We start from the raw sequence: 24,889 nt of genomic DNA, 5'->3' as shown, positions 1-24,889 counted from the left end.
CTGTACGAAATGTTTTCGAGCGAAGGTTAGGCAAGGCGAAAACAGGCGAGGAAGCGGAGTTTACGGGTTGTAAATGAGCATTCCGAGCCTGTTTTCAACGCCGCATAACCGAGCGCAGATACATTTCGTACAGAGCCTAGAACAGTCGGTCACTGATGACCGTAAAGACGGTCTGTTTGACCGTGCTGTTCAGGTCTGCCCAGGCCAGACCGGTGGTGGCCCGGTAGCTGCCCAGATCCAATGGCCGAGCCACGACGTGAGCCGGTAACGCGCGCCCGGCGTTGGCCGGCAACAGACCAATGCCCAGCCCTGCCGCCACCAAGGCCAGCATGGTGGTGAATTCGCCCAGTTCCGAGGCGATGTGCAGTTGCACGCCCTGACGGTTGAGCGCTTGCATCAGTTCATCGTAAAACCCAGGCGCATAACGGCGGGCCAACACATACACCGGTAAAGGGGCCAGCGCGGCGGGCGAGACACTCTCGTATGCCGCCAGCGGGTGATCTGCGGGAACTGCAACGTTATAGGTTTCCTGCAAAACCTCACGGGTCTGGATACCCGGGATCACCACCGGTAACCGCATCAAGCCAAAATCCAGTTGGCCATTTTTCAAGGCGCTGGCCTGATCCGGCCCCGGCATGTCCTTGAGTTCCAGTTCAATCTGCGGAAACCGCTCGTGCAGCGTGCGCACCAGGGTCGGTAACAGCTCGGGCAATACCGAAGACACAAATCCCAAGCGTACACGACCGCTCTCCCCCCGCCCTGAAGCCCGGGCGATATCGGCTGCATGGGCGGCTTGATGCAAAGTGGCCCGCGCCTCGGGCAAAAACACCGCGCCCACCTGCGTCAGCATCACAGAATGCCGATTGCGCTCAAACAGGCGTACGCCCAACTCCTCTTCAAGCAGCTTGATTTGCATGCTCAGTGCCGGTTGCACAATCGATAACCGTTGCGCTGCACGCCCGAAATGCAGCTCTTCGGCCAGAGTGACAAAGGATCGCAAGTGTCTGATTTCCACAGGGTGACTCCGCGCAAAAAAGGCCACTTCGGGCCCTTATCAAAATAATTGATGACGAGATCATGAATGACGATTGGACGCTCCCCCGATGCTGGGTTGAAGTAGCGCCAAAATAATAATCCGCTCGTAGGGAGAACAGCATGTCATTCAACCTTAACAGCTTCCAGCTCAATGGACGCCGCGCTCTCATCACGGGTTCAGGCAAGGGCATCGGGCTGGAACTGGCCCGTGGCCTGGGCGCTGCGGGAGCCACGGTGGTGATCAACGATCGCAATATCGACAAAGCTCATGCGGTGGCCGCTCAATTGCGTGATGAAGGCCTGCACGCCGAATGTGCCGTGTTCGACGTGACCCAGCGCGAACACGTATTTGAGGCGATCAACCGCTTTGAAGCCGACACCGGCCCCCTCGATATATTGATCAACAATGCTGGAGTGCAACGCCGTGCCCCGCTGGAAGACTTCGACGCCAACGACTGGCATGAACTGATGCGGGTCAACCTGGACGGCGTGTTCCATGTGTCTCAGGCGGTCGCGCGGCACATGATTGCGCGGGGGCGCGGCAAGATCATCAACATCTGTTCGGTGCAAAGCGAGCTGGCCCGCCCCACCATTGCGCCGTACGCCGCATCCAAAGGGGCCGTCAAGATGCTCACCAAAGGCATGTGCGCCGAGTGGGCGCGCCATGGCATTCAAGCCAATGGCCTGGCCCCCGGCTATTTCGCCACCGAGATGAACCGCGCGCTGGTCGACAACCCGTCGTTCAGCGAGTGGTTGTGCCAACGCACGCCGGCCGGGCGCTGGGGCCGGGTCGAAGAATTGTGCGGCGCGGCGGTGTTCCTCGCCTCACCGGCGTCAGATTTTATCAATGGCCAAACCCTCTTCGTGGACGGCGGTTTGACCAGCGTTGTTTGACCTTACACACCCAAAAAAATAAGAACGGGGTTCCCCATGAGCACGCTCAAAGAACACGCACTCACACTGGATGCCGCAGGCGCGCCTGCCGTGAAACCCAAGGGTTTTGCCACTAAACGCTGGCTGTACCTCATTCCACTGATTTTCATCACCTACAGCTTGGCCTACCTGGACCGGGCCAACTATGGCTTTGCCAGTGCGGCCGGCATCGAACAAGACCTGGGCATTACCAAGAGCACGTCGTCACTGATCGGGGCCCTGTTCTTCCTGGGTTATTTCTTCTTTCAAGTGCCGGGGGCCATCTACGCGCAGAAATACAGTGTGCGCAAACTGGTGTTCTGGAGCCTGATCCTGTGGGGCCTGTGTGCCATGGCCACGGGCTTGGTGACCAATATCCCGATGCTGATGGTGATTCGGGTGTCGCTGGGGATTGTCGAGGCCGCCGTCATGCCGGCGATGCTGATCTTTATCAGCAACTGGTTCACCCGCAAGGAGCGCTCGCGGGCCAACACTTTTCTGGTGCTGGGCAACCCGGTAACAGTGCTGTGGATGTCGGTGCTGTCGGGTTACCTGATTCAGGCCTGGGGCTGGCGTGAAATGTTTGTGATCGAAGGGGCCCCCGCCTTGCTCTGGGCGATTGTCTGGTGGCGCATGGCGCGGGACAAACCCGACCAGGTGGACTGGCTGACCCAGCAGGAAAAAGACCAGTTGGCCGCCACCCTGGCCGATGAGCAAAAAGGCATGAAGCAGGTGCGCAATTACCGCCAGGCCTTTACCAGCCCGATTGTGATTCAACTGTGCTGCGTGCACGCGCTGTGGAGCATCGGGGTGTACGGTTTCATTATGTGGTTGCCGAGCATCATCAAGCAGGCGGCAGCCGCCGATATTGTCACCGTCGGCTGGTTAAGTGCGGTGCCCTATGTGGCGGCAGTCTGCAGTATGCTCGCGGTGTCCTGGGCGTCGGACAAAACCCAGCAGCGCAAACACTTCGTGTGGCCGTTGCTGGCACTCGGCGCACTGGCGTTCTTCTGCTCGTTTTTGCTGGGTTCATCGCACTTCTGGCTATCGTTTGCCCTGCTAACCATCGCCGGAGCAGCCTTGTACGCGCCTTACGGGCCATTCTTTGCACTGATCCCCGAAATCCTGCCCGCCAACGTGTTTGGTGGTGCCATTGGCCTGATCAATGCCTGCGGGGCTTTGGGTGCGTTTATCGGCTCGTGGATCGTGGGCTACCTGATCGGGCTGACCGGCAACCCCGGAGCGGCTTACATCTTCATGACCGCAGGCGTACTGTCTTCAGCCTTGTTAATGGCTTGGGTAAACATTCGTAAATAACGCGCCCCGCCAGATCCTCTCTCGTTAGCCCGGTATGAAACTACCGGGCACTATTCCAAATGAATCTACTGAACTGTTACTTCTTACAGTTATAAAATTCAGGCCAATGCCTTAAAAAATCATTTCGCTCATCACCGACGGAATGACTCCATGTCAAAACACTCGTTCAATGCCAAGGCCTTTACCGCTGACATTATCCCTGCCCCTGTAAAAGACTTGTTTGCCGACATTTCTTTCGCTCAACTCGTTGCCGCCGCCATTAGTTTGGCCACGGGTACACCGGTCTCGGTTGAAGATACCGTGACCCAAGATATGCTTGATAAGGTGACGGTCTTCAGAGTACTCAGTGGTGAGCCGAGGAAAATCACCAGCCTCGAAGGTATTGGTCACTTAAGAGCGTTGAGGGAAGTTGTGATTGAGCGCCAGTTCATCACCCAACTGCCGGAAGACTTTGGAACACTGGCCCATTTAACATCGGCGCATTTTGTCAACAGCCAGCTGAAGTACATACCAGACTGGATCGGCAACCTGACCGCACTCACGCAACTGAACCTGAGCTCCCAGATCCCGCTGGGTATTATGCGCGGGGCACTTCCTGAGTCTATCGGCAACCTGCTAAAACTGGAACGACTGGACTTGGGAAACAACAATAACCTGACCGGAAAGTTACCCGACTCGCTAAGTAAACTGACACTTCTGAAAAACCTTCTGGTGCAAAGCAATTCATTTGAAGACCTGACAGTACTCAACCAGATGCCAGCTGCAACCGTTATCAACGCGCGTAATCAGGCATTGGGCACCAGTGATCTGGGCACGGTAGCCAAAAACACGCCGTTACCCATTCGGCTTCCACACGTGTTTGTACAGGTTCAAACGCAGGGCGATATTCTATTTGACCCCGCCGGTATTCAAATTCTCGGTAGCCCGGGTGCCTACCTCGATGAAAACCACCTCTATGTTCACCTGCCCACTCAGACAACCGGCTTATGCGAGGTGACCTTAGGAGCCCATGGGTTGCTCACGGCTATCACTTATACGTATCGGGTGAACTGATCGTCTTGTGGGAATGTGCGGCATTAGGAGCAGGGTCAGGATACCGGACTACACATCACAAGGACCTGCCAGCTTAGCGGAGTTGACCATACCAGGCGCTCCCTGGAAAAAACCGCGCACGCTATTCAGACGAACCATTTTGCCCAGCAATGCACATTGCCCAGCTAGCGTTGGGTACCCTACGGGTCTAGACAGTGAATATGGGGCGTCACTCGGCAAAGCCTTCGATTGGAGTGAAACTTCCTTACGCATTAAAGGATAAGGATTACATACACCTGCCAGTGAATTGGGCAAAGTCATGGGTATGGCTCCTACTTTCTCTCGATCAATTTAGTGCCGAACCACTCAGGAAACAGGTGCCCCACACCTGGCACTTTGAAATCAAGCTGCCTCCACCACTGTCTCACTGTTTTAGGATAAATCATCGTGCACACCTGCACTCCTGCCCGCCCGTCTGTAGCCATACTTATGTGCAGCTTCAATGGCGAACGCTTTATCGCTGAGCAAATCGATTCTTTTGAGCGGCAAACACACGTGAACTGGCGCTTGTTTGTTTCGGACGATGGTTCTCAAGACCAAACGCTCGACATTATACAAGAATATACACTTCGTTGGGGGCGCGAGCGGTTGTGTTTGGTTCCGGGTGAACAACAAGGCTTCGTTAAAAACTTTCTCACGCTGACCTGTCGCACCGATATAGAGGCCGACTATTTTGCCTGGGCCGATCAAGACGATATCTGGCTCGACGAAAAACTTGAAACCGCGCTGGCGTGGCTGGAAACCATTCCGGCATCCGTGCCGGCACTGTATTGCGGCCGTACCCGGTTGATAGACGAAGCTGGTGCACACCTTGGGTTTTCGCCCAGGTTTTATTTGCCGCCCTGTTTTACCAATGCACTGGTGCAAAATATAGGGGGTGGCAACACCATGGTTTTCAACCAGGCTGCACGGGTTCTAATACAAGAAGCGGGCAATCAGTTGACTATACCCTCCCACGACTGGTGGGCCTATCAACTGATTTCAGGGGTTGGCGGAATGTTGCGCTACGACCCGCAACCTTCAGTACTTTACCGTCAGCATAACGGCAATCTTGTGGGCAGTAACTGTAGTTGGCGCGCACGCCATCACCGTATAAAAATGATGCTCAAAGGACGTTTTTACAACTGGAACACTCAGAACTTGCATGCTCTTGGCAGCATGTTTCACCGTCTGACTAAAAAGAACCAAAGCGTCTTAAACCACTTCAAGGCGGCACGTACTCGCGGCCTAATACCCAGAGTCATCGGTGTACTACGCGCTGGGCTGCACCGGCAAACGTTATTTGGAACCCTGGGGTTAATGTTCGCAGCGCTCATAAAAAAAATATAACGCCACTGTTGATATGCCGACCAGGCCGCGCAGCCAAAACATCACGTTATATAAATACCCGGAGTCTATTTATGCACACGCGCAAAGGCATCATCCTGGCGGGCGGCTCAGGCACACGCCTGCACCCTGCAACGCTGGCCATTTCCAAGCAATTACTGCCGGTTTACGACAAACCGATGATCTATTACCCGTTGGCCACGTTCATGCTGGCGGGCATCCGCGACATCCTTATTATCTCCACACCGCAAGACACCCCACGCTTCGCGCAACTGTTAGGCGACGGTGCCCATTGGGGGTTGAACCTGTCCTATGCCGTACAGCTCACCCCGGACGGGCTGGCGCAGGCCTTTCTCATTGCGCAAAGCTTTATCGACAACAACCCTTGCGCTCTGATTTTGGGTGACAACCTTTATCATGGCCATCACTTCAACGAACTGCTGCAAAACGCGATGGCGCAACAACAGGGGGCCAGTGTCTTTGCGTACCACGTCCAAGACCCTGAGCGTTATGGCGTGGTCGCGTTCGACGATCAGGGCAAAGCGGTCAGCCTGGAAGAAAAGCCCCTTCAGCCAACCTCTAACTACGCGGTCACTGGCCTGTATTTCTACGACCGGCAGGTGGTCGAAATGGCCAAAAGCATCAAACCGTCACCCCGTGGCGAGCTGGAAATTACCGACCTGAACCGTCTTTACCTTGAACAAGGCAACTTGTCTGTCGAAGTCATGGGGCGCGGTTACGCCTGGCTGGATACCGGCACGCATGACTCGCTGCTCGAAGCCAGCCAGTTCATTGCCACCCTGGAGCACCGCCAGGGCCTGAAAGTCGCCTGCCCGGAAGAGATCGCCTTCCGCCAAAAATGGATCAGCGCCGAGCAACTGGAAGCACTCGCCACTCCCTTGCTGAAAAATGGGTACGGCCACTACCTGATGCGTATTTTAAATGAGCAGGTGTGCTCATGATTGCTGCGCCAGTTACAACGGCCAAGGATCGAAACGCCCACGACCTACGCGACAGTGCCGGGTACACCCGCAAAGGAAAACAGAGCACGCCCACCCGCCTGACTGAAACCGGAGTGGGTGCCTGATGCGACACTTTTCAGCCTCCCCCCGCGAAATGGCAGCAAGCCTGTGGCGCAACAAGAACCTTATCCGAACGGCAGTGAAACGCGATGTACTGGGCCGTTACCGCGGTTCAGTCATGGGCATCATCTGGTCATTCTTGAATCCACTGCTCATGCTGACGGTTTATACCGTTGTCTTCAGTGTGATTTTCAAGGCCCGTTGGGGTACGGGTAACGGCTCCAGAACAGAGTTCGCGCTGGTACTGTTTGCCGGGTTGATCGTCTTCAATCTTTTCTCGGAATGCATAAACCGGGCTCCCGGGCTGATTGTTGCCAATCCCAACTATGTCAAGAAAGTGGTATTTCCTTTGGAAATTCTGCCCTGGATCAATCTGGGGGCTGCATTGTTCCATTCACTTATAAGTCTGGTTGTGTGGTTGCTGGCCTATCTCGTGTTCTTCGGTGTACCTCCGGCCACGGTACTTTACCTGCCACTGATACTGCTGCCATTTGGGCTTTTTATCATGGGCCTGAGTTGGCTACTGGCAGCCGTGGGTGTCTTTATACGTGACATAGCGCAGTTCGTCGGTGTCTTGACGACCATGCTGATGTTCCTTTCCCCCATTTTTTATCCAGCTAGCGCGTTACCTGAAAACTTCCGCTCGTTGCTGTATCTAAACCCCCTCACCCCGGTGATTGAACAAACCCGCGATATTATTTTCTGGGGCCGAACACCCGACTTTTTCATGCTGGGTATTTACCTGCTAACGGCAACCGTTATTGCCTGGCTGGGCTTTGCCGTGTTCCAAAAGGTGCGCAAGGGGTTTGCCGATGTCCTCTGATATCTCCATCAAGATCACTAATCTAAGCAAGTGCTACCAGATTTATGAACAACCGAGTGACCGGCTCAAGCAATTCATCGTGCCGCGCCTTCAGCGTGTATTTAAACAACCGCCCACCCAATATTTTCGTGACTTTTGGGCGCTGCACGATGTTTCATTTGAGGTTAAACGAGGTGAAACCGTCGGTATTATCGGCCGTAATGGCAGCGGTAAATCCACGCTCCTACAGATGATCTGCGGCACACTCAACCCCTCAGGTGGCACACTTCAAACACAGGGTCGCATCGCTGCGTTACTTGAGCTTGGCTCGGGGTTCAACCCGGAGTTCAGTGGCCGCGAAAATATCTACATGAACAGCGCTGTGCTCGGATTGAGTAAAGAAGAGATTCACCAGCGTTTCGATGCCATCGTGGCCTTTGCCGATATTGGCGAGTTCATCGAACAACCCGTCAGAACCTATTCAAGTGGCATGATGCTGCGCTTGGCGTTTGCAGTGATTGCTCACGTCGATGCAGACATTCTGGTGATTGATGAAGCCCTGGCCGTTGGTGATGTGTTTTTTACCCAAAAATGCATGCGTTTCCTTCGTTCATTTATGAAAACCGGCACCATCCTGTTTGTGAGTCACGACACCGGCTCCATTAGAAACCTGTGCAATAAAGCCATCTGGCTGGAAAAAGGCCGTGTTATTCAACAGGGCTCTCCGAAAGAGGTCTGCGACCATTACCTGGAAGCCTTTTACGAAGCGCAACAGGGTAAAAGTACCACCGCATGTATCAAAACCATTGCCCACACTGACGAACCTCTGAAAGATCAGCGACACGCCTTTATCAATGCCAGCAACTTGCGAAATGATATTCGCTTGTTTGCGTTTAACCCTGACGCGCCCTCCTTTGGACAAGGACGTGCACGCATTACACGGGTGCAATTCCTCGATAGTCAGGGGCACCCGCTGGCATGGATTGTGGGGGGCGAAACCGTGTGCCTGAAAATAGAAGCCATCGCACATTTGATGCTTGAGGCTCCCATTATTGGCTTCCACATCAAGGACAAACTGGGTCAGGCCCTGTTCGGGGACAATACTTACTTGAGTTACCTGGAACAACCAGTCTGCAGCCAAGCAGGTGATACATTGAGTGCCAGTTTTATTTTCTTGATGCCGCGATTGGCCGCCGGAGATTATTCCGTGAGTGTCGCGATTGCCAATGGCAGTCAACATAGCCATGTTCAACATCACTGGATCCATGACGCCATCCACTTCAAGTCTGAATCTACCAGTGTCTCTAGCGGCCTGATCGGCCTTCCCATGTCGCATATTACCCTCTCCCGCTCCAGGTAACTGTCCATGCACGAATCGGCTATGAAATATGGAAAAAAATTTTTTGAAACTTACTGCGCCCGAGACTTCACAGGGAAAATAATTGTCGACGTCGGTGCTCAAGACATTAACGGTTCACTCAGAACCTATTGTCCCGCAGGCGCAGAGTATAAGGGTGTCGACTTTGTTGATGGGCGTGGCGTTGATATTCTGATAACCGATCCTTATCGCTTGCCGTTTGAAGATGACACGGTTGATGTGGTTGTTTGCAGTTCGGTGTTTGAACATGCCGAGTTTTTTTGGCTCTTGTATCTAGAGTGCGTACGTATTACCAAACCCTCCGGGTTGATCTATTTAAATGCGCCCAGCAATGGAATGGTTCATCGCTACCCCATCGACAGTTGGCGGTTTTACCCCGACGCCGGGCTTTCGTTGGTTAACTGGTCCCGGCATAACGGCTATGACACAGTACTGCTGGAGTCTTTTTTGGGGTCCAGACACGGGCAGATCAACGGCGAAGGCATGTGGAATGATTTTGTCGCAGTCATTGTCAAGGATCAGCGTTTTGCGTCGCTTTACCCTCAACGCATCCAGGATTCAGCCGGTGTATTTCATTGCGGCTACGACACTAACAAAGAAGCAGTGATGCCGAACTATAGCTACCCGCCTGACTACAGCCTGATCATCGGGCAACAAAGCACTATTGAGGCGCTCAACCAATCCACAGAAAAAAAAGACAGTGAAATCACGCATCTCACTGAAGCGTTGCAAGAGCGCAACAGCCAACTGGACGTACTGTCTCAGGAAGCCCAGCGATTAAAAGCACTCTCTGAAAAAGCTACCGGCGAATTGGAGAGTGTTTTACGCAGTCAATCCTGGTATTTGACAAAACCGCTGCGCTTTTTAAAACGATTACTTCTACGCGTGCCTGGGAGGCTACAACCAGGTCTCTATCACTCACTCAAGGTTATCTGGCGTTGCTTGCCGCTTTCGGTGCAACACAAAACCCGTATCCGGCAATTACTAAATATTCGCATCACTGCGGATCAAGCGGATCACCACAATATCCCTACTATTGTGTTTGACGACACTCATGAAGGCTATACCGAATACCATGCTAACCCCGCGATAAACCCGGCAGTTAAATTGATCGCCTTCTATCTACCGCAATTCCACCCTTTTCCTGAGAACGATGAATGGTGGGGCAAAGGATTCACTGAATGGTCCAACGTCGCAAAGGCTGAAAAAAATTACATCGGGCATTATCAACCACACTGTCCTATTCATAACGGCTACTATGACTTGCGAGTGCCTTCCGTCATGGAAGAACAAGCAAGCTTGGCCAAACAATACGGCATCCATGGTTTCAGTTATTACTTCTACTGGTTTGCCGGTAAAATCCTTATGGATACGCCACTTGAGATGATGTTGGCAAACCCCAAGGTAGACCTTCCCTTCTGTTTGACCTGGGCCAATGAGAACTGGACGCGGCGCTGGGATGGGCAAGAAAACGATGTATTGATTGCCCAAGCCCACAGTGATGAAGACTCACTCGCCTTTATTCAATACCTGGTGAAGTTTTTTAATGACCCACGCTATATTCGGATCAATGGAAGGCCCGTACTGATCATCTACCGAGTCTCTCTTATCCCTGATATGGCGCACACCGTTAACGTGTGGCGCGAAGAAATAAAGAAACATGGATTTAGCGACCTGTATTTAATATGCGCTCAAAGCTTTGGCATTCTGGGCCCCGAAGCATTCGGATTCGATGCCTCGGTAGAGTTTCCGCCACACACTGCGAAAAGCTATGAGATCAGCCACCAACTGACACTGACCAACCCAAATTTCAAGGGCTGCATTTATAGCTATGAGCAAGTGGCCGCCGCTGCGGTTCGCGAAAAAGAACCTGATTATAAACTCTTCAGAACCGCGATGCTGTCATGGGACAACACGGCGAGAAAGCAAAATCAAAGCCATTCATTTCATGGGTTCAGCTTGATGCGCTATAAGCAGTGGCTTTCAGCACTGTGCAGCAATATGGCCCATGCTCAAAAATATGATAAAGATGAGAAACTCGTTTTCATTAATGCCTGGAATGAATGGGCTGAAGGCACGCACCTGGAGCCAGACCGAAAGTACGGTTATGGGTACCTGCAGGCGACCTATGATGTTGTTGCCAATTATGATGAGTCGTTGCGCTCAGACTTTAAGAGTCCGCCGGCTACCAGAACAAACAAAGTCGCCGTCATGCTGCACATTCACTACTTCGAATTATGGTCTGAAATAAAAGAAAAACTTGCTGCGATGACCCCCTTGGGCTTTGACCTGTTTGTCACCACCACAAAAAAAGAGACCATTGACCTGGTACTGGCCGATTACCCCATGGCGGTAGTGGAACTCTATGACAACCGGGGCCGGGATGTTTTGCCTTTCATCAAGATGATTGATCGCGTGAAAGAACAGGGCTACTCCGCCGTTTGCAAGGTTCACACTAAACGTAGTCTTCATCGCGTGGACGGTGATCATATTCGAATGGACCTGCTGGGCAGCATCATGGGTGATGAAAAATCCATCAGAGCCATCGTTGAACGCTTCGAATCCAATAGCACCCTGGGAATGATCATTCCTGAGCGTTACTTGATGGCTCATAACGCTCCCAACATGGCAGACAACCGCGCGGGTGTCGCCACCGCATGCGAGGTGCTGGGGATTGACTTCCATCATGATGTTTTCCCAGCGGGCTCCATGTTTTGGTTCAGACCAGAGGCGTTGGCTGATTTAAGTCTGTTCACATCCGCAGACTTTGATATTGAGCACGGGCTGGTGGATGGCACCCTCCCTCACGCCATTGAAAGAGTCTTTTGTTTGTTGGCAAAAAAGTCGGGGTACAGCGTTGAAGTCTGCTGACGCAGTGCACTGAAACCTTTTAAGACAGTCATTCCTACCCACTGCGCGGTCTGTTCGACTAACATGCCGCGCCGGTCCCCGTCATGGGATTAAAAGGGAATCCGCAGTGCTCACGCAGCACTCACCGGAACTGCCCCCGCAACTGTAGGTGCCGAGTCTGCTCCTTGATAGCCACTGGGTTGATACCCGGGAAGGCTGGAGCATGGCAATGACGCATCAGTCAGGAGACCTGCCGGCCACGAGTATCAACTGACCGGCGGGGTGTCCGGGAAGGACATCCCGGCTGCCGCAGAACTTCTGCGTCCGTGCCCGACGATGTGTTTCCAGACCGTACGCCCTGTGTTTCGTACGATCCAAATGGAGATTGCATCATGCTGCTGACCCGCGTTGCTACCCTGATGACCGCCTTGGGCTTGTCCGCCTTCGCCCAGGCAGCCCCCACCCACTACCCCCTCACGCTCGACAACTGCGCCACCGCACTCACGTTCAAGCAAGCGCCTGCGCGCGCTGTGACCATTGGTCAGGCGGGCACTGAGATGCTCTATGCACTGGGTTTGGGCGACAAACTGGTGGGCACGTCGCTGTGGTTCAACGATCTGGCGCAGCAGTACCAGGCGCAGAACGCCAAAGTCGAGCGTTTGGCCGATAACGATCCCAGTTTCGAGGCGGTGATCGGCAAGCGTCCGGAACTGGTCGTGGTGCAGTTGGAGTGGATGGTGGGCCCGCAAGGTGTAGTCGGTACCCGCGAGCAATTCCACGAGCTGAATATTCCGACCTACCTGATGCCGTCCGACTGTGAAGGCAAAGACAACCTGGTGGGTGCCGACGGCACCCGCCTGCAACCCTTCCAGATCGACAGCATCTACAAAAGCATCAGCCAATTGGCCGAAATTTTCGATGTTCAGGACAAGGGCCAACACTTGAACACCGACCTCAAGGCGCGCCTGGATAAAACCATTGCCTCGCTCAAGGGTAAGGACCTCAAGCACACCAGCGCCCTGTTCTGGTTCTCCAGTGCCGACCTGGATATCGACCCCTATGTGGCGGGCCTTAAGGGCATTCCCGACTTTATGCTCAACACCCTGGGTGTACGCAACGTTGTGACCTCCGACGAAGAGTGGCCAACCGTGGGCTGGGAAACGCTGGCCAAGGCCAACCCGACGTTTCTGGTCATCGCTCGTATGGACCGCCGCCGCTTCCCGGCTGACGATGTTGAGAAAAAATTGGCGTTTTTACGTACTGATCCGGTAACACGCACTATGGATGCCGTAAAAAACGACCGCATCATTATTCTGGACGCAGATGCCATGCAGGCCAGCGTACGGATGTTTGAAGGGCTTGAAACCCTGGCCACTGCCATTAACCGTTTCGATTTGCCGAAATGATTGCACGCTTGCTCCCCGCGCTATTGGCCTTCCTGATGTTGCTGTGCGCAGTACTGGCTGGAGTGACGCTGGGCGAAACACCTATCGGGCTACACGTCGTGGTGCAGGTGTTGGCCAATAAACTGTGGGCGGCAGGTTATGTGCTGGACCCGATTGATGAAGGCATTGTGTGGAATTACCGCCTGACCCGCGCCCTGGTCGCAGCGGCCTGCGGGGCCGGCCTGGCGACGTGCGGGGTGATTTTGCAGTCACTGCTGCGTAACCCGTTGGCCGAACCTTACCTGCTGGGTATTTCTGCCGGGGCGTCTACCGGCGCAGTGCTGGTCGCGCTACTGGGCTTTGGAGCGGGCGCGGTGTCATTGTCTGCGGGGGCCTTTGTCGGGGCGATTGCTGCTTTTTCGCTGGTCATGCTGCTGGCACGTATCAGCGGCCCTGCCAGTGGCACCGGGCAGATCATCCTCGCGGGGATTGCCGGGGCGCAGCTGTTTAACGCCATCACCGCCTTCCTGATCACCAAGTCGGCCAGCGCCGAACAGGCGCGGGGCATCCTGTTCTGGCTACTGGGTAACCTCAGTGGCGTGCGCTGGCCTTCCGTGTGGCTGGCGGTGCCTGTCACGCTGGTCGGTTTAGGTGTGTGCCTGTGGCACCGGCGCGCCCTGGATGCATTCACTTTCGGGGCCGATTCAGCAGCCTCGCTGGGCATCCCGGTGCGCCGCGTACAGTGGGTGTTGATCAGTTGCGCCGCCCTGATGACCGCGGTGATGGTGTCCTTGGTGGGCTCTATCGGCTTTATCGGGCTGGTGATTCCCCATGCTGTCCGGCTGTTGTTGGGCACCGGACATACACGTTTGCTGCCCGCCAGTGCACTGGGCGGTGCTGTTTTTCTGATTGCCGCTGACATCCTCTCGCGCACGTTGATCAAGGGCCAGATTATCCCGGTCGGCGTGGTCACCGCCCTGATCGGTGCACCGGTGTTTGCCTTGATTCTGATCAGCCGCAGGAACGCCCCATGAGTCAGGTTGATCCACGTCCCAACGACATTGCGTTGAGTTGTAGCAACCTGAGCTACCGGGTGGGTGACACCCCTCTGTTGCAGGGCATCAACCTGAGTGTGCAGCGCGGTGAGACCCTGGGCCTTGTCGGGCCCAACGGCTCGGGCAAGTCGACCCTGCTCAAACTGCTGGCCAACCTGCGTCAGCCTGGCCAGGGCGAAGTGTGGTTGCAGGGCCAGCGCCTGAAGGGGCTACCTGCACGCAGTATTGCGCAGCAGTTGGCGGTAGTAGAGCAGCAAGCCGACACGCACGAAGGTATTCGCGTGTTCGATGCCGTGGCATTGGGGCGCACACCGTGGTTGTCAGCACTGCGCCCCTGGGCAGACACCGACACAGCCATTGTCGAACAGGCCCTCGCTCAAGTCGACGCTACGCACCTGCGCAATCGTCTCTGGCGCAGCTTGTCAGGCGGTGAGCGGCAACGGGTGCACATTGCCAGGGCGCTGGCCCAGCGCCCGCAGATTCTGTTGCTGGACGAACCCACCAATCACCTGGACATCCAGCATCAGTTGGCGATTTTGCACGCCGTACACGCCCTGCCCGTCACCACCCTTATCGCCCTGCATGACCTCAACCAGGCCCTGAGTTGTGACCGCCTGGCGATTCTGGAACGGGGTAGGCTCGTGGCCCTGGGTGAGCCCCATGAAGTGCTGACCCCGCAGCGTTTGCACGACACATTCGGTGTGCAGGCGCATTACTTGATCGACCCTTTTGACGGGGCCCGAATTTTGCGGTTTCGTTATTCATAATTGATTTATGGACAGTTAATCATGCGTATTTCATCCCTGACGTTGTTGCTTGCCACCGCGCTGTTCGGTACGACCGCACTGGCCGAAACCCATGAAGTGAAGATGCTTACCCGTAGCGCTACGGCGGGCATGGTGTATGAACCGGACTACCTGCGCATTGCACCGGGCGACACGGTCAAATTCGTTGCGACCCAAAGCGGTCATAACGCTGCAACCTTGCCAGGCGTTTGGCCGGAAGGGGCCGACACATTCAAAGGCAAGATCAATGAAGAAATCGAGCAAACCTTCACCGTGCCCGGGCTCTACGGTATCCAGTGCATCCCGCACTTGGCGATGGGCATGGTGATGCTGATCCAGGTGGGCGAACCGGCCGAGCCTGGGCCGACCTTGCCTGCGACCCTGCCCAAGCGGGCGCTGGACCGTTTAAACCTGACCCTTGAGCAGCAGGCCGCGAAATGACCGCCATTGGACCCCGCTCCGCCCTGCTGCTTGCGCTGGCCAGCCCTTTGGCGCTGGCCGATTCGGCCCAATCCGAGGCCAACGGTTTTATTGAAGACAGCACCTGGAGCCTGCTCAACCGCACGATCTACGACAGCCGCGAGTATCGTCATGGTGCCCGCAACAGTGGTGCGCGCAATGCTTACAAGCCTCGCGCTGAACGCAATGGGGCTGCCGAAGAATGGGCCTATGGCTTGATGGGCACGTACCAGTCGGGTTTTACCCAAGGTCTGATTGGCGTCGGGGTCGATGCCCATGCTTACCTGGGCGTTAAACTGGACACTGGCGGCGGCCGGGCGGGCAAGGCACGCTTGCTGGGGCTGGATAACGAAGGTTACCCCAAGAATGAGTTCAGCCGTGGCGGTGCCGCACTCAAGCTGCGCCTGTCCAATACCACCGTGTCCTACGGCGAGCAACGCGTGAAAACACCCGTTTTCAGCTCATCTGACAGCCGCTTGCTGCCCGAAACCGCCACGGGTGTGTTTGTGACCAGCAACGAGTTCAATGCCGTGAAGATGGTGGGTGGGCACTTCACCGAGAGCACTGACCGCAACGCCAGCAGCCACAACCAGGGCTTTGTGGTGAACTATTCCAACGGCCCCAAGGGTGACGCTTTCGACCTCGCGGGCCTGGTATACACCCCAACCAACAACTTCAGCGCCAGCCTTTACAGTTCACGCTATGAAGACACCTGGAACCAGCATTACCTGGGCAGCATTTTCAGCCATGCCATCGATGACTACAACGCACTGTCGCTGAATTTCAACCTGTACCGCACCACCGATGAAGGTAAGGCGTTGTCGGGCAACATCGACAACACCACCTGGAGTCTGATGGGCACCTACAGCCACGGCCCGCACAGTTTTGGCCTGGGTTATCAGAAGGTACACGGCGATACACCGTTCGATTACGTCACCCGGGGGGCGATCTTTCTCAGTAATGCCGTGCAATTGTCGGACTTCAACGCGCCCAACGAACAGTCCTGGCAAGCCCGTTACGACCTGACATTAGCCCCTTGGGGCTTGCCGGGCCTGAACGTGAGTGCGGCGTATGTGCGCGGCAGCCAGATTGACGGTAGCCATGTTGACCCGCGCGGCGGGTACGCCTACCTGGGTTATGGCAAGGGCGGCAAGCATTGGGAGCGGGACCTGGAGGCCCGTTATGTGGTGCAAAGCGGCGCGGCCAAGGGCATGGCGGTGTCGTTGCGGCACAACGTGCATCGCGGCAATGTCGCTCAAGCCGAACTGGACACTGACCAGATCCGTCTGGCCGTCGAATACCCGCTGACCGGCAGGTTCTAAGCCTTAAAGACGCGGCAGACGACGCTCCATATGGGTCGTCTGCCACACCGGGTCAGCTTCAGTATCCACGACTGTAAAGCCCTGCCGCTGCCAGAATTCAATGGCTCCGGGCAGAAACGGGTGCGTGTGCAAATACATCACATCGACCGAAGCCTGCGCTGCCCGTGCCTCGAGTTCGCGGTACAACAGCCCCGCCAAGCCCGAACGACGCAAGGCTGGCAACACAAACAGACGCACGCCTTCGACCACCTTTAACCCGCGATAATCGAGCTGCATAAAGCGGTGATCATAAGGCAGGTAGCCCATCGAGGCGGCGATTCGCCCCTGACACCGGGCGACCAAAAAGCAACCCTCACCGTCGAGGTACACCCGCTCAAAATCGGCCAGATCGGCGGGCAGGCCGCTGTTGCTCAGTTTGGGGAACAACTCGGCACGAGCCTGCAGGACAAACGCAAGCACTTCATCTGCTTGCCCCACCGACACCGTGCTCAGTTCAACGTGGTTCAGCACTCAGTGCGAAGTGCCGTGGTCGTGCATGCCATGGTCCATTGGCATACTGTTCAAGGCACGAGCCTGGGCTTTGACCTCAATCGATTCCTTGACCCCTTTGCTGTCCTCAACCACCAGGGTCAGCGGCACGGTATCGCCTACTTTAATCTGTTCATGCAAATCAATAAGCATCACGTGGTAGCCCTCAGGCTCAATGTTCACTGTCTTGCCGGCTGGCAGTGCCACTGAATTCACAGGCTGCATGCCCATAACGTCGTTGTGCAGGGTCGACTCATGAATCTGCACGGTTTTGGCTGCCGTAGACTTCACCTCAACCAGCTTGCTGTCCGTGGTCGAAGTCAAACGCATAAACGCACCGCTCGAAGGTTGCCCGGCAACGGTCGCGCGTACCCAGGCGTCATCCACCGTGGTTTGCGCCGAGACATGCAGGCTCATGCCCAGCAGGGACAGCAACAGATACTTAACGGGCTTCATATGATAGTACTCACTCAAAAAAGGCTAATCAGCAGACTGACATAACGGTCAGCAGGTCTTCGGTGCACTGCTTGGCCGACAGTGACGGTGACAGCCCCAGGCGCAGTACGCCACGTGTATCGAAGACAAAACTGGTGGCGGTGTGCGACAGGGTGTAGGTATTGCCGCTTGGGATTTTCTCGTAAAACACCTTGAACTCTTTGGCCGTCGCGGCGGTTTCTTCCAGCGTGCCGGACAACGCGATAAAGGTCGGGTCAAAGGCTTTTACATAGGCATCGAGCATGGCCGGTTTGTCGCGCTCGGGGTCCAGGGTGATAAACACCACCTGAAGGCGATCGCCATCCGGGCCCATCATTTTCTTCACTTGGGCAGCACGGGCCAGTGCGGTAGGGCACACGGCCGGGCACTGGGTAAAACCGAAGAAAATCATCGGCATCATCCCGCGAAAGCTACCGAGCATCATCTCGTTGCCATCAACGTCCCGCAGCTTGAACTTGCGGCCCAGGATCTCGTTGCTCAAGTCTTTGCCGTACTTGTAAGACAAACCACTGCCGGGATCGCAACCTGCGAGCAACCCAAGACTGAGCAAGCCAAGGCCTTTGACCACATGGCGGCGAGTCAGTAAATCATTCATGTAAGGTTCCTTTAAGCGGCCTGCTGGCCCGATCACTGTCGAGAAGCAGGCCTTTGCCCTGCACCGTTGAGTCAGGGTGTGCGCAGCCAGCCTGCGAAAAAGGCCAGGCACGCACGATTGCTGTGGAATAGACGTGTTTGACGGGCACAGAATTTACCACTCTCCCCTGCTGCTCGCACGGTGGGTCTGCCCACCGGTTGTGGGCAGTGCCACTCACGGCCTGTAAAACCGGGCCCCAAGGGCACCTGCGGCAAATCGACTCAGGCTCAATTTGCCGCACACCGGTGCGTCTCAGTCCCCCCAAACAGTGGCTGCCCGGTCTGAGTGGTAGTCATAAAACCCCCGTAACTCCCAGCTATCGCCCGTACGCTGGAAAGCGGCGCGCCAGGCTCCTCTGCCGCTGCCAGGGTCCAGCTGGGCCAGGTCGTACCAGTAATAACCATTAATACGTTTACTGGTTGCCCGCCCCGCGCGAATGTCATCCATGATACTGCCCACTTTAATACGGGCCGCCTCCGGGAAGTTGTCATAGGCCATTTGTGTGTCCGCCAGCGCGCTGGTCGTAACGGTAAACCGGTCGGAGGCGGGCACTGCCGGGACGGCCGGTTGCCCGCTGCTCGCAGAGGGCGTCGCGCTCACTTTATGAGTCGTTGCCTGAGTCACGGGGTGCACCTCAAAGGCCTCGGTGTACCGCGTGAGATTATTTGAGAAGTCACTGATGTCCTGGCTGGTGGCCAGCATGATTGCACGCTGAGACGTCCCTTTGATGGCGACAAAGTAAGGAATCCCCTTACTCCTGATTTCAGTGAGCAAACCCGGCATGCGTCGGGCCTTCATTAGCGCGCGCAAGTGTTCAAGGTTGGCTTTTCTATGACGCGCAATGTTCTCGGGAACGGCCAGGTAGCGTTCCACAGCGGCCTGCACCTCTGGCCCCTGCCCCGGGAATTGTGCCTGGAAGTCACTGAGCGTTTTCTGGTTCAGGTCAGTATAGAGGTCGTTGTAGTCTTTGTTGATCTTGTCCAGCGCCGCGCGCTTTTTGCCACGCTGCGGTGAAATACCAATAAAGACGGCACCCGTCACATTATCGGGCATTGAAGCGATGTTCATGCCGGACGTCTGGTAGTACGCATTGCGGTAGGGCAATGCCGTATCAAACATCTTTATTTTTTGCACATCGGAGAGTCGCAAACCAGGGATTCGGGCTTCAAAATCCACAGACGACGCATGAATGGCGCTCCACAGGTCGAGCTTGTACACCAGCGAGTCATGCTGCGCCTTATGCTCCGTCGTCAGCCTGCGCTGGCGCTGTAGCAGGCTTATGCGGGCACGAAACGCTTCAATACCGCTGACCCGCGCGTCAATGATGCACTCATCCAGCAACCGCTGGGCCAAAGCGTCCGGCATGGCATTAATCATGTCACCTGCCTGGCGCGCCAACTCCCGAGGCGGATTGGGCTCATCGACCAAATACGCCTCCAGCAAGGCGTTGTATTTTTTCTGCTGTGGCGTTTCCGGGGTTCTGAACAGACTCATGACGGGGCCGCCGCCCAGTACACGCCCGACAGCCTCCACTTGCCAGCGTCCCTGCTCCCAAACCACTTTACGCGCGTTCGAGATATTGCGTGCCGAATGGACAAACCGCCCCGCACTCTGGAGCCTGGATTTGTAGTAGTCGCCGTCAAGGTGCACATACTCCTGGCCACCCTGACCAAGGTAGAGATCTCGCCCCTGCGGTACCAGGTTGCTGACATCCACCCCTTCGTCTCGGAGCGCACGTAGCTCGGGGTCCGCCATGGGCGCAAGCGGCGTGAGCAGCATACGCCGTTTGGCGACAGCCCTGCCGCCGCGTCGGCCTGCCCGACTCATGATCAAGTCTTCGCCCGCCTCGACCACCACCTCGCCTAAGGCACCGATAAAATCACTCAACCACTGGCTGGTGCTGCCCGCCTCATTCCTGATGGACGAGACCGCTGCACCACCGATCATTGTGGGCAAAATGGCCCGCCCCAATATTCCGCCGAAACGATGGGTCTGGGGAGTCGATAGCATGCCCAGTAGCAGCGAAACGCCTTTGCGACGGCCTTCCTGTGCGGCTGCACTGTCGCGTTCGGCGTGGGACACGGTCAACACATCGACCGCATTAAGGCCATGGGCTATTTGTGTGTCATACAGCGCTTCAAGCAGATCGTAATCCACCAGCGCCAATGTGCCGTAACGGGAAAGCCCCTCAAAAGGCCGGGACGCGTGCGGCGAAAAAATACCTTGCACGAACCGCGTGATTTTTTCGCCAAGGCTGCGCTCACTGTCGGGGGATTCCAAGCTGGCAATCTGGTCAGCCTGATCGGCCAACGGCAGTTTTGAAATCAACCAAAGGGTCATGAGCGACGTCGCCGTGAGCGCCTTTACAGCAGCAGGCAGCAGGTCGGTGTGAACATCCGCTCGAACATCCCGGAACACCCGCCCGTCTTGTGCCCCCGGGGTGTAAAGCGTTAAAGACGGTTGGTGCTCCAGGTCACGAGCACCAAACGCCAGCACTTCCCGCAATGTACTCGCGCCCCATTTGAGCTGGTACACGGCTACCTCATGGCCATTAACCTGTTTACGGCCCTTGGGCTGCAACCCGTCGAGCACGGCCAGAACCCTGTTTAGCGACGTCGCGTTCTGATCGACCGGGAGGTCGCCTGATACGTGGGCCGTCCAGAGTTCAGCGCGCATTTGTCGGGCCTTGACGCTACGCCACACTGCTTCGGTACGGCGGGCAGCGGGCGGCAACCATTGCGCAAGACGGGCCCCGATGTTTGCAGCCGCCACCAGGTCGCGTATCGCCTGGAAATTCAAAGGGCCTTCTATCAGGTAATCGCGAGCGTTGCTTTCGTCCGGGGTCAGGTTTGATATCGCCCATTGGGTCAATGAGCGCCGGTCGAATACCGACCCTTTGTGCGTCGACATGGAGATACCCGAGCCATAAGGAGAAGAACCCGTAGGCGCATGCGGGTCGATAATTTTTTTCTCGATGGTCAGAAACACTCGATCGGGATCAGCCGGCGGATAGTGCCCCTTGATCAAATACCCTAGTTCAGTACGGGTCCAGGCCTCAATGGCCTCGGGCGTGGCGAGCATGACGGGGTCTGGCGGCAACTGTGCCAGGTCTGCCACAGCCCTTTGCCAGTCGCGTGACGCTTTCCACCACGCCAGCCGGTCTTTGCCCGTGGCGTGGCGGTTACTGCGCAACCAGTCATCCAACTGGTCGAGTTTCTGGTGGAATGCACGCGTATTAAGAGGAACCGCCAGGTCCAGTTGTTCACCCAGGTCGGGGGCCGCGTCCAGCCGCGTAGCCCAGGCATGAACCCCATCGTCTTCATAAGGGCCGTCACGCAGCACCTCCAGAACACGGTTTTTCTGCCGATCACGCAAGCCCGTGACCTGATGCTCCAGAAAGTTGTCTGACAGCGGCCAATGCTTGAGCGTTCCAACCGCCTCCCCTCGCTCGATCAAGCGGGATTTAAGCTGAGCCATGCTGTGGAACACTTCCAGCGGTGCACCCAGACACCACAACACGCAAGCCCCCGGGTTGATGGCATTGTCGCGCTGGGTCAGTACCACGCAATCGTGAACCGGCAGGCTGGTTCTCCATCGCGCTGGCGTATAGACCAGCCCATAAACCCCGGGGCGCAGGGCGTCGGCCAGGCTTGCTCGTGCCGGTGCGCTTGGCGCTGACAGTGCATAGTCGGTCACGACCCTGTGCAGCGCAGAGGTAAGCGCACCGTCCAGCGCCTGAAGGTTGGCCTGTGCCATCAGTTGTGAACGCAGCTCGTCTGCCAGCCATTCACTCACAGGCCGCTGTTGCGTGAAGTCTGGGGTGGATGCCCAAAATGCACTGAGGGCACCTTCCCACAGGTGTTCAAACATGACCGGGCGGGTCTCGATCAACAGGCGCTCAAAGGCAACCTTTGCCTCACTGGTGTTTAGCGCCTGTGGAAGGGTCTGGCTACCGTCCGAATCCAGAACGATCTCAATGGCATCGAGCTCGATAAAGAGTTCAGCGGTGTTCAAGCGTCCTGCGGCCGCCTGCAGAAACAGCGTCTGCAACGCAGTACTGGCGATAATGGTGCGACGGAACTGCGGCCCCTCGGGGGTACGTTCTGCCATGGGAATCAGCGTGTCGTGCACCTTGCGTATGCCGACGTCAAGCACCGCCACGCTGGCTGACAGTGCCGGGAAGGCCCTCTCGAACCACGCCTTTAAGTACTGCGCCACCACATCACCGGGCCGGGGGATGGCATCGTTAAGTCGGATCATGCCCTGCTGCGATACCCTCAATTGGCTGATCAGTGCCGCGATATCGGCTGAAGGGTCTGCTCTGAGGTGTAAGGCGGAGGGCGAATAAAGACGTCCTGCGGCGTCGTCTCCCAGAAAAACCTTAAGGGACTCTCTCAACGACCGGGTGTCGGCTGGGGTAAAAAATGCATCGCGGAAGGCTCTCCCCGCCGCTGCGTCGAATAGGCCTTCACGGCTAAAGCGATCAAATGCCAAGCTGGCCAGTACGCCCGACACTTTGTACGAATAGCCTTGGGCTGCCAGTGACGAGGCTATCAAATCGTTACTGTTGAGCGGATTCACCCAGTAGGACCAACGCAGATGCCCGACTTCCGTATTCAGCGCCTCGAACACTGCCTGTGGGCTACGGCCTTCGCTCCGGGCACGATGCACCTCAATATCAAGCAGCATGAGCAATAACAGCTGAGCGGTTTCCCAACTGGTTTGTGTGCGTGCCCCGCGAACAATGCTCAAGGCGGTATTGGCCGGCAGGGGCTCACCCGTCTCATAGTGCTGCGACATCCACGTCAGAAATTGAACACTTGAGCACCACTGCTCCATCACCTGGCCTACAAACTCAATGGAATCCGGTGCCAGGCGGCCAGGTGCCGACAGGTCACGATACGGTTGCTCTCCCAGCAGGTGCTGCAGGCAATGACCAAACGCATGCATCAGCATACGCAGTTGGGTGTGATCCAGCAGGCTGGGCTGAGCACCCTCGCCTTTCATAAACTGCCCGCGCAGGACGGCCACCGGAAATCGGGGCCGGCCCTCTGCCGTCATTCGTCGATGGCGTAACGTCAACATGTCCACCGCCCCATCCATCGCCCCGAGGCTGTGAAGGTCGATATACAGGTACCCAAGGGTTTGCTGATGCTCAACGACTTCGAAAAGGCGCACTTGCGGATGCCAGCGATCAAACCGCTCACGCTCAACCAGTTCAACGCCAAACAGCTGACGGGTAAAGTGGACAAGCCGCTCCAGAACCGTCGGCAGCGCAAAGAAATCGCGCAGTGCATCCGCAGGCTGGCCCTCTGAAACGCGTACCTTCTGCGCCAGGTATTCATGGTCCCAAGGCTCCAGCACGGGGATGTTGTGCGCCTCGATCATGCCCTCAAGTTGACGGGTCTCACGTGCAAAGGTTGCCCGCTGGGATTCCAGCTGATTGCGCAGAAATAACAGCACTTGATCCGCCGAGGTTGCCATCAGGCCCTCCTGAGCCAGTTCGGCGTAATCCCTTTGACCCAGTAACAGCGCGGTGTGATGACGGCTTTCCAGCAGTAACGCCAGTACACTTTCGTTATTGATCGGCTCGGGGTCTGTGGCGCGGTTGTAATAGGCGGTCCACATTTCCTGACGCAACGGACGGTGTTCCGCGTGCAGCATGACGGCGCGAAAGGTCTCATCGTCCAGGGTCAGCCACCAGCCCGCGAGGCTGCGCTCCCGCGCTGCAGACGCCATTCGGTTTTTCAGTGACGACACAAGGCCTGCCAGCAGCGACTCGTCCTCAATATGTTTCCCCCAGGCGGCTGTGGCCTGCTCAACGCGCGCGTTGAACGTGTGCTCCAACTGCCGGGTTGCGTCCTTTAACTCACGCAGCCGCTGTTGATCCACCGGCGCGAGATGAAACCCGGCCTGGCGATATTCCTGGAGTATCTTCTGCAGTACACGGGGCCGGGCACGATCAAACAACGCGGCAATAGGGCTGTTGGCCAAGGCCTGGTACAGCTCATACAACGCCGTGTTCTCGGCCAACTGCGCGCGGTACTGCGCCACCCGCTCCCCGCAGACGCCGACTGCATCGGTCCAGGCCTTGTGCGTGTGAACGCTGGAGAGAATCTCAATGACGTGAACAACTTCTTCCAGTCGAGCCTTAATCTCATCCATAGCCAGCACCAGATCGTCCCAAGTCGGAAACGGTGTTTGGCTGACGATGATGTCAGCGACTTTCGCGCGGCTGTCAGCAAGGATGTGTTCAATGGCGGGTACCAGGTGCTCAGCGCGAATCGTCGAGAATGACGGCAGCTCACCGGTGTTCAGTAGCGGGTTTGTGTCGAGCATGCGCTCTCCCTGAATAACATTGCGAAAATCGCAATCTACTCAGGGAGAACGTGGGCAGGCGTTACATAGATAGTGCACGGCACATACAACGAC

At 56.3% G+C, this 24,889-nt stretch carries 19 protein-coding genes and 1 riboswitch; of the genes, 14 read left to right on the top strand and 5 right to left on the bottom strand.

From position 1 onward, the window contains the following. Window positions 1-136 precede the first annotated feature (136 nt). The gene (locus Q1W15_RS20335; protein WP_300731457.1) at window positions 137-1,015 is read right to left on the bottom strand and encodes a LysR family transcriptional regulator; all 879 of its coding nucleotides are present in this window, start codon (window positions 1,013-1,015) and stop codon (window positions 137-139) included. A 140-nt stretch (window positions 1,016-1,155) separates the two neighbouring features. On the opposite strand from Q1W15_RS20335, the gene Q1W15_RS20330 reads away from it, so the two are divergent. The 14 genes from Q1W15_RS20330 to Q1W15_RS20265 all read left to right on the top strand — a co-directional run bounded on the left by Q1W15_RS20330 (window position 1,156) and on the right by Q1W15_RS20265 (window position 16,800). Then, window positions 1,156-1,929, top strand: coding sequence for an SDR family NAD(P)-dependent oxidoreductase (locus tag Q1W15_RS20330; RefSeq protein ID WP_300731454.1), 774 nt, complete (start codon window positions 1,156-1,158; stop codon window positions 1,927-1,929). A gap of 36 nt (window positions 1,930-1,965) precedes the next feature. Next, on the top strand, window positions 1,966-3,264 hold the full coding sequence (locus tag Q1W15_RS20325) for an MFS transporter (RefSeq protein WP_300731452.1): 1,299 nt from the start codon (window positions 1,966-1,968) through the stop codon (window positions 3,262-3,264). 150 nt (window positions 3,265-3,414) lie between these two features. After that, window positions 3,415-4,317 carry a hypothetical protein gene (locus tag Q1W15_RS20320; RefSeq protein WP_300731449.1) on the top strand — a complete coding sequence of 301 codons (903 nt, stop codon included), beginning with the start codon at window positions 3,415-3,417 and terminating at the stop codon, window positions 4,315-4,317. Between the two features lie 426 nt (window positions 4,318-4,743). After that, entirely contained in the window at window positions 4,744-5,685 is a 942-nt protein-coding gene (locus Q1W15_RS20315; protein ID WP_300731447.1) for a glycosyltransferase family 2 protein, read from the top strand. A gap of 71 nt (window positions 5,686-5,756) precedes the next feature. Next, on the top strand, window positions 5,757-6,644 hold the full coding sequence (gene rfbA, locus Q1W15_RS20310) for a glucose-1-phosphate thymidylyltransferase RfbA (RefSeq protein WP_300731444.1): 888 nt from the start codon (window positions 5,757-5,759) through the stop codon (window positions 6,642-6,644). After that, window positions 6,641-6,769, top strand: coding sequence for a hypothetical protein (locus Q1W15_RS20305; RefSeq protein ID WP_300731441.1), 129 nt, complete (start codon window positions 6,641-6,643; stop codon window positions 6,767-6,769). The genes rfbA and Q1W15_RS20305 overlap by 4 nt, the downstream gene beginning before the upstream one ends. Beyond that, window positions 6,769-7,587 (top strand): ABC transporter permease, encoded by an 819-nt coding sequence (locus Q1W15_RS20300; protein ID WP_300731438.1) that lies wholly within the window; start codon window positions 6,769-6,771, stop codon window positions 7,585-7,587. The genes Q1W15_RS20305 and Q1W15_RS20300 overlap by 1 nt, the downstream gene beginning before the upstream one ends. Then, complete coding sequence (locus Q1W15_RS20295) at window positions 7,577-8,926, top strand: ABC transporter ATP-binding protein (protein WP_300731436.1); 1,350 nt, start codon at window positions 7,577-7,579, stop codon at window positions 8,924-8,926. Before Q1W15_RS20300 ends, Q1W15_RS20295 begins: the two co-directional genes overlap by 11 nt. 6 nt (window positions 8,927-8,932) lie before the next feature. Continuing rightward, window positions 8,933-11,815 carry a glycoside hydrolase family 99-like domain-containing protein gene (locus tag Q1W15_RS20290; RefSeq protein ID WP_300731432.1) on the top strand — a complete coding sequence of 961 codons (2,883 nt, stop codon included), beginning with the start codon at window positions 8,933-8,935 and terminating at the stop codon, window positions 11,813-11,815. 55 nt (window positions 11,816-11,870) lie between these two features. Beyond that, window positions 11,871-12,067: riboswitch (cobalamin riboswitch) on the top strand. Window positions 12,068-12,186: 119 nt separating this feature from the next. Beyond that, on the top strand, window positions 12,187-13,200 hold the full coding sequence (locus Q1W15_RS20285; protein WP_300731429.1) for an ABC transporter substrate-binding protein: 1,014 nt from the start codon (window positions 12,187-12,189) through the stop codon (window positions 13,198-13,200). Next, entirely contained in the window at window positions 13,197-14,213 is a 1,017-nt protein-coding gene (locus Q1W15_RS20280; RefSeq protein ID WP_300731426.1) for an iron chelate uptake ABC transporter family permease subunit, read from the top strand. The genes Q1W15_RS20285 and Q1W15_RS20280 overlap by 4 nt, the downstream gene beginning before the upstream one ends. After that, a complete protein-coding gene (locus Q1W15_RS20275; RefSeq protein WP_300731423.1) occupies window positions 14,210-15,001 on the top strand; it encodes an ABC transporter ATP-binding protein in 792 nt (263 codons plus the stop codon). Before Q1W15_RS20280 ends, Q1W15_RS20275 begins: the two co-directional genes overlap by 4 nt. Window positions 15,002-15,022: 21 nt before the next feature. Further along, a complete protein-coding gene (locus tag Q1W15_RS20270; protein WP_300731420.1) occupies window positions 15,023-15,460 on the top strand; it encodes a pseudoazurin in 438 nt (145 codons plus the stop codon). Next, window positions 15,457-16,800 carry an OprD family porin gene (locus tag Q1W15_RS20265; RefSeq protein ID WP_300731417.1) on the top strand — a complete coding sequence of 448 codons (1,344 nt, stop codon included), beginning with the start codon at window positions 15,457-15,459 and terminating at the stop codon, window positions 16,798-16,800. The genes Q1W15_RS20270 and Q1W15_RS20265 overlap by 4 nt, the downstream gene beginning before the upstream one ends. Before the next feature lie 3 nt (window positions 16,801-16,803). Here Q1W15_RS20265 and Q1W15_RS20260 read toward each other — a convergent pair whose 3' ends face one another. From Q1W15_RS20260 to Q1W15_RS20245, 4 genes are all read right to left on the bottom strand, one after another. Further along, window positions 16,804-17,307 carry a GNAT family N-acetyltransferase gene (locus Q1W15_RS20260; protein WP_300731468.1) on the bottom strand — a complete coding sequence of 168 codons (504 nt, stop codon included), beginning with the start codon at window positions 17,305-17,307 and terminating at the stop codon, window positions 16,804-16,806. Window positions 17,308-17,310: 3 nt separating this feature from the next. Further along, window positions 17,311-17,784, bottom strand: coding sequence for a copper chaperone PCu(A)C (locus tag Q1W15_RS20255; RefSeq protein ID WP_300731414.1), 474 nt, complete (start codon window positions 17,782-17,784; stop codon window positions 17,311-17,313). 28 nt (window positions 17,785-17,812) lie between these two features. Continuing rightward, window positions 17,813-18,418, bottom strand: coding sequence for an SCO family protein (locus Q1W15_RS20250; protein ID WP_300731412.1), 606 nt, complete (start codon window positions 18,416-18,418; stop codon window positions 17,813-17,815). Between the two features lie 291 nt (window positions 18,419-18,709). Beyond that, window positions 18,710-24,796: a M3 family metallopeptidase gene (locus Q1W15_RS20245; protein WP_300731409.1), complete on the bottom strand. Its 6,087-nt coding sequence runs from the start codon at window positions 24,794-24,796 to the stop codon at window positions 18,710-18,712. Between the last annotated feature and the right edge of the window lie 93 nt (window positions 24,797-24,889).

The sequence above is a fragment of the Pseudomonas sp. genome, assembly GCF_030150285.1.
In the GTDB taxonomy this organism is placed as follows: Bacteria; Pseudomonadota; Gammaproteobacteria; order Pseudomonadales; family Pseudomonadaceae; genus Aquipseudomonas.
Note: the sequence above shows the minus strand (reverse complement) of the source record. Positions and strands in the feature narration are given on the sequence as shown.